The following is a 5,103-nucleotide window of genomic DNA, read 5'->3' on the forward strand; positions in this document are numbered from 1 at the left end:
AGTTGAGCGGCTCCTCGCGGGCGAGGATCGTACGGACGATCTCGACGTACTCCCGGGTCCGGCCGAGCGGCCTGTCGAACTTGACCCCGTGCCACCCCTCCGACACCTGAGGTCCGGAGACACCGAGGCCCAGGCGCACCCGGCCCTCGGACAGGCGGTCGAGCGTGGCCGCGGTCATCGCCGTCATCGCGGGCGTGCGAGCGGGGATCTGAAGGATCGCGGTGCCGAGCTCGAGGGTCGTCGTGCGCGCCCCGATCCACGACAGGAGCGTGGGCACGTCGGAGCCGTAGGCCTCCGCGGCCCAGGCCGAGGAGTAGCCGAGCGACTCGGCGTACACGGCCGTCTCCACCCGCTCCGCGACGTCGGGCCCGGCGACGTAGCCGACATTGACTCCCAGCCTCATGCTCTGCTCCCCTTCATCGACGTGCTCGGCGCAGGGCGAGCCTAGCGGCACGCGACCCGCGGCCTCGACTAGCCTTCCGACATGGGTCCGGCGCGGGCCTTCACCCGAGGAGAGACATGCAAGAACGCTTCGTGGGAGGCAGCGGACTCGCCGTCTCGAGGCTCGGTCTCGGCACGGCCTCGTGGGGGCGTGACACCGACGAGCACGAGGCCGCTGACATCCTTCGCCTCTTCCTCGAGGCCGGTGGGACGCTCATCGACACGGCGGCCTCGTACGGCGCCGGGGCGAGCGAGACCCTCCTGGGTGAGCTGCTCGGTGAGGTCCGCCGAGACGACGTGGTGCTGGTCTCCAAAGCCGGCTCCAGCATCGCTCCCGGACGCTGCGGGACGTCGCGCGGCGCGATGCTCTCGGCCCTCGACCACTCCCTCGCTCGCCTCCACGTCGACCACCTCGACCTGTGGCTCGTCCAGGGCTGGGACCCCCGCGTCCCGCCCGAGGAGACCTTGTCGGCCCTCGACCACGCCGTCGCCACCGGGCGCACCCGATACGTCGGCGTCGCGAACTACACCGGCTGGCAGACGGCGTACGCGCACACGCGTCAGGCGCTGCGTGAGGCCAGCGCGCCGATCGTGGCGACGGAGGTGGAGTACTCGCTCCTCGCGCGTCAGGCCGAGCGTGAGGTCGTCCCGGCGTCGGTGGCGCTCGGCGTCGGTCTGCTCGCGTGGTCACCGCTCGGGCGCGGGGTGCTGACCGGCAAGTACCGCTTCGGCATCCCGGCGGACTCGCGCGCGGCCTCCGACCACCTGTCGGGATTCGTCGAGCCCTATCTCGATGCGGGCTGCCGCCAGGTCGTGGAGGCGGTCTGCCGAGCCGCCGAGGGCCTGCAGCTCGCTCCGCTCGAGGTGGCGCTGGCGTGGGTCCGCGACCGCCCCGCCGTCGCCAGCGCCCTCATCGGTCCCAGGACGGCGGCACAATTGAAGGCAGCGCTCTCGGTCGAGGAGGTCTCGCTCCCGGACGAGATCGTCGAGGCGCTCGAGGACGTGTCGATCGAGACGGTGTGACGGAGGCGGTGTGACGGAGTACGAGTTCCAGCGGTTCTGGTTGCCGCGCACGGAGTCCCGTCAGGCCGTGCGCCGTCTGCTGGTCGACGCCGCCGAGCACCAGGGCTGGGAGCTCGCCCGGCTGCGCCTCTTCCCCGACGGGCGGCGGCGCGTGACGCTACGACGACGCATCATCCGCGTCCGCAGCACCCTCTGACCAGCCAGCCCGCCGCTAGGCCAGGTCGAGCAGCCGGTCGAACACCCGCGCCCCGAACTCCAGCGCGTCGGTCGGCACCCGCTCGTCGACTCCGTGGAAGAGGGCGGTGAAGTCGAGGTCAGCCGGCAGGCGCAGCGGCGTGAACCCGTACGAGCGGATCCCGAGCCGGTGCCACGCCTTCGCGTCGGTGCCCCCCGACATGAGGTACGGGGCGACGTGCGCCTCGGGGTCCTCGGCATGGAGCGCCACGGTCATCGCGTCGACGAGGTCGCCGCTGAACGGGTACTCCAGACCGGGTTGCACCGTGACGGGATCGATCCTGACCGCGTCGCCGGCCAGCGCCTGCACCTGGGCGAGGAACGCCTCCTCCTGGCCTGGGAGGAACCGCCCGTCCACGTGGGCCGCCGCCTCACCGGGGATGACGTTGACCTTGTACCCGGCCTCGAGCATCGTCGGGTTGCTGATGTTGCGCATGCCGGCGCGGACCATGCGGGCGGCGGGTCCGAACTCCGCGAGCAGCTCCTCCATCGAGGCATCGGTCGCCGAGGTCAGGTCGCGGACCTTCGCCATCAGCGCCTGCATCGAGGGGCCCGGCTCGTACGGCCAGTCGTGGTCGCCGATCGCGGCGACGGCACGAGCGACGGCCGTCACGGCGTTGTCGTCGTGCACCATCGACCCGTGCCCCGCGGTGCCCTGAGCGGAGAGGCGCATCCAGGCGAGCCCCTTCTCCCCCGCCTCCAGCAGATAGAGGCGCTTGCCGCCGATGTGCGTCGAGAACCCGCCGACCTCTCCGATCGCCTCGGTGCAGTCGGCGACGAGATCGGCGTGGTGGTCGACGATCTTGTGGGCTCCGTGGACGGAGCCCGCTTCCTCGTCGGCCGTGAACGCGAGCACGATCGTCCGTCGTGGCGGCGTGCCCGCGCGGCGACGTGCCCGGACGACCGACAGCACCATCGCGTCGAAGTCCTTCATGTCGACCGCGCCGCGGCCGTACAGGTAGCCGTCGACGATCTCACCGGCGAACGGGTCGTACGACCAGTCGGACGCCTGAGCCGGGACCACGTCGAGGTGCCCGTGGACGAGCAGCGGCGGCAGGGTGGAGTCGCTGCCCTCCCACCGTGCCAGCACGTTCGTCCGGCCTGGCGACAGCTCGACGATCTCGGACTCCAGCCCCACCTCGGCCAGCAGCTCGGCGACGTACTCTGCGGCCTTCCGCTCCCCCGGACCGGTGTTGTCGCCGGTGTTCGTCGTGTCGATCCGGATCAGGTTCCGGCAGATCTCGACGACCTCCGCAGCAGGATCGAGGACGGGGGTCTCACGCTGGTCACCGGCGGTCATTCCCCCATCCTGCCTGGCCAGGGCGGGCGGCGGCCAACGGGCGCCCCCCGGTTTGGGGTTGAGCGGCGGGTGTTTGCTAGAGTTCTGACGCACGGTGAACGACGCACGACGCCGGTCACCAACCCTGTCCGGGTGGCGGAATAGGTAGACGCGCTAGCTTGAGGTGCTAGTGCCCGTATTAGGGCATGGGGGTTCAAGTCCCCCCTCGCGCACACGACACGATCCCGGTCAGGTCTCCTGGCCGGGATCTCGTGCGTCCGGGACCTGCCACCCGAGCCTCGGCCGTGGGACGGTGGACTCGTGACGACCCCGGGTCGCAACTGGGCCGAGACCCACACGTACGCGGCAGCCGCCCTGCGCCGTCCGTCGAGCGTGGACGAGCTCCGCAGGGTTGTGGCGGACTCTCCACGCGTGCGTGCGCTGGGCAGCCGTCACTCCTTCCACGACCTCGCGGACTCGGCCGGGCTGCTGGTGAGTCTCGACGCGATCCCGCGCACGGTGGTCGTGGACGCCGACGCCGGCACGGCCACGGTCGGTGCCGCGGCCTCGTATGCCGAGATCGCGCCGGTGCTGCACCGTGCCGGCTGGGCGCTCGGCGCCATGGCGTCGTTGCCGCACATCTCCGTCGCGGGTGCCGTCGCCACAGCGACGCACGGGTCGGGGGACGCCGCCCCGACGCTCGCCGGTGCGGTCACCGCCCTGGAGACGGTCGGACCCGACGGCGACCTGGCGTGGACGACCGAGGCCGACCCGGACCTCCGCGGCGCGGTCGTGAGCCTCGGAGCCCTGGGGATCGTCACCCGGGTGACGTTGCGCGTCGAGCCGACGTACGACGTCCGTCAGGACGTGCGCAACGCGGTGCCGTGGGAGACGGTCCTCACGGACTTCGACGCGGTCTCCTCGTCGGCCGACAGTGTGAGCCTCTTCACCCGCTGGGGAGGCGACGTGGTCGACCAGGTCTGGATGAAGAGCCGTCGGCCGACCGAGCCGACCGTCCGGTGGGGGGTGCCGGCGACCGTCGGGCAGCACCCGATCCTCGGCATCGACGCGATCCACGCCACGGCGCAGCTGGGAGTGGGCGGGCCGTGGTTCGAGCGGCTCCCGCACTTCCGTGCGGGGTTCACGCCGAGCGTCGGTGCGGAGATCCAGAGCGAGTACCTCCTGCCGCGCGGCCGTGCCACGGCGGCCTTCGAGGCGCTGCGTGCGCTCGGTCCGCGGATCGACCCGCTCCTGCAGGTGAGCGAGATCCGCACGGTTCCCGGGGACGACCTGTGGCTGAGCCCGGCGTACGGCCGCGACACCGTCGCGATCCACTTCACCCTCGTCCGCGAGCCCGACGCCGTGCGGCGGCTCCTGCCGGAGATCGAGGAGGCACTGGCGCCGTTCGGGGCGCGCCCGCACTGGGGCAAGTGGTTCAGCCTCGGCGCGGACCGGATCGCCGAGCTCTATCCGCGCCTTCCTGACTTCCAGGCCCTGGCCGACAGCCGGGACCCCGACCGGTGCTTCCGCAACGCGTTCCTGGAGCGCACGGTGCTCCGCTCCTAGAGTCCTGCGCCGGCGAAGACGTCACGGCCCTTGCCGCCCTTGGCGAAGCGCATGCCGAGCTCGAGGCTGCTGACGCGCTTGAGCGTCGCACCGTGCTTGGGGTTGGACAGGATCATGTCGACGATCGCCGGCGCGGCGTCGTCCACCGGGTCGGCGAGGATGTTCATCGCCTTGCGCACCCTGGCAAAGCCCTCCGGCCCCAGCTCGCGGGCCTCTCGGATCATGCCGTCGGTGACGACGACTCCCGGGCTGACCGACGCGATGCGGACGGGGCCGCCCGCGGTCTCGCGCACCAGAGCATCGGTGAACGCCCGCAGGCCGCGCTTGGTCGAGCCGTACACGGTCATGCCGGGCCGGATCTTGCCGTCCGACCCGCCACCGAGGATGTTGACGAGCTGGCCGTGCCCCTGGGCGGTCATGCCGCGTACGGCGACACGGCTGCCGAGGATCGTGCCGACCATGTTGGAGGTGACCATCTCGACGATCCAGTCGGGGCGCAGGTCGACGACCGGGTGGACCGTACGTGCGACGCCGGCGTTGTTGATCCAGAGGTCGATGGT

Annotated in this window: 6 protein-coding genes; 3 read left to right on the forward strand and 3 right to left on the reverse strand. The window is 71.7% G+C overall.

All coding sequences use genetic code 11. The features are described from left to right. The coding region (locus PV363_RS15770; RefSeq protein ID WP_301022826.1) for an LLM class flavin-dependent oxidoreductase at window positions 1-403 on the reverse strand (403 nt) is incomplete at its 3' end. Window positions 404-519: 116 nt separating this feature from the next. Here PV363_RS15770 and PV363_RS15775 point away from each other — a divergent pair. Continuing rightward, window positions 520-1,464: an aldo/keto reductase gene (locus PV363_RS15775; protein ID WP_220341668.1), complete on the forward strand. Its 945-nt coding sequence runs from the start codon at window positions 520-522 to the stop codon at window positions 1,462-1,464. 10 nt (window positions 1,465-1,474) lie between these two features. Next, window positions 1,475-1,660 carry a DUF5703 family protein gene (locus PV363_RS15780; RefSeq protein ID WP_220341667.1) on the forward strand — a complete coding sequence of 62 codons (186 nt, stop codon included), beginning with the start codon at window positions 1,475-1,477 and terminating at the stop codon, window positions 1,658-1,660. A 15-nt stretch (window positions 1,661-1,675) separates the two neighbouring features. Here the strand turns inward: PV363_RS15780 and PV363_RS15785 are convergent, their stop codons facing one another. Next, entirely contained in the window at window positions 1,676-2,998 is a 1,323-nt protein-coding gene (locus PV363_RS15785; RefSeq protein ID WP_220341666.1) for a M20/M25/M40 family metallo-hydrolase, read from the reverse strand. A gap of 300 nt (window positions 2,999-3,298) precedes the next feature. Between PV363_RS15785 and PV363_RS15790 the strand changes: the two genes are divergently transcribed. Beyond that, a complete protein-coding gene (locus tag PV363_RS15790) occupies window positions 3,299-4,543 on the forward strand; it encodes a D-arabinono-1,4-lactone oxidase (protein WP_301022827.1) in 1,245 nt (414 codons plus the stop codon). Here PV363_RS15790 and PV363_RS15795 read toward each other — a convergent pair. Then, window positions 4,540-5,103: SDR family oxidoreductase (locus PV363_RS15795; protein ID WP_301022828.1), on the reverse strand; the 564-nt coding region annotated here is incomplete at its 5' end. The two genes, PV363_RS15790 and PV363_RS15795, sit on opposite strands and share 4 nt — an antisense overlap.

The organism is Mumia sp. (assembly GCF_028803055.1).
GTDB lineage: Bacteria > Actinomycetota > Actinomycetes > Propionibacteriales > Nocardioidaceae > Mumia.

What these genes read in the sequence shown, in the direction of transcription:
- PV363_RS15775 (WP_220341668.1), top strand. Translation starts at nt 520, where the DNA reads ATGCAAGAACGCTTCGTGGGAGGCAGCGGACTCGCCGTCTCGAGGCTC.
- PV363_RS15785 (WP_220341666.1), bottom strand. Translation starts at nt 2,998, where the DNA reads ATGACCGCCGGTGACCAGCGTGAGACCCCCGTCCTCGATCCTGCTGCG.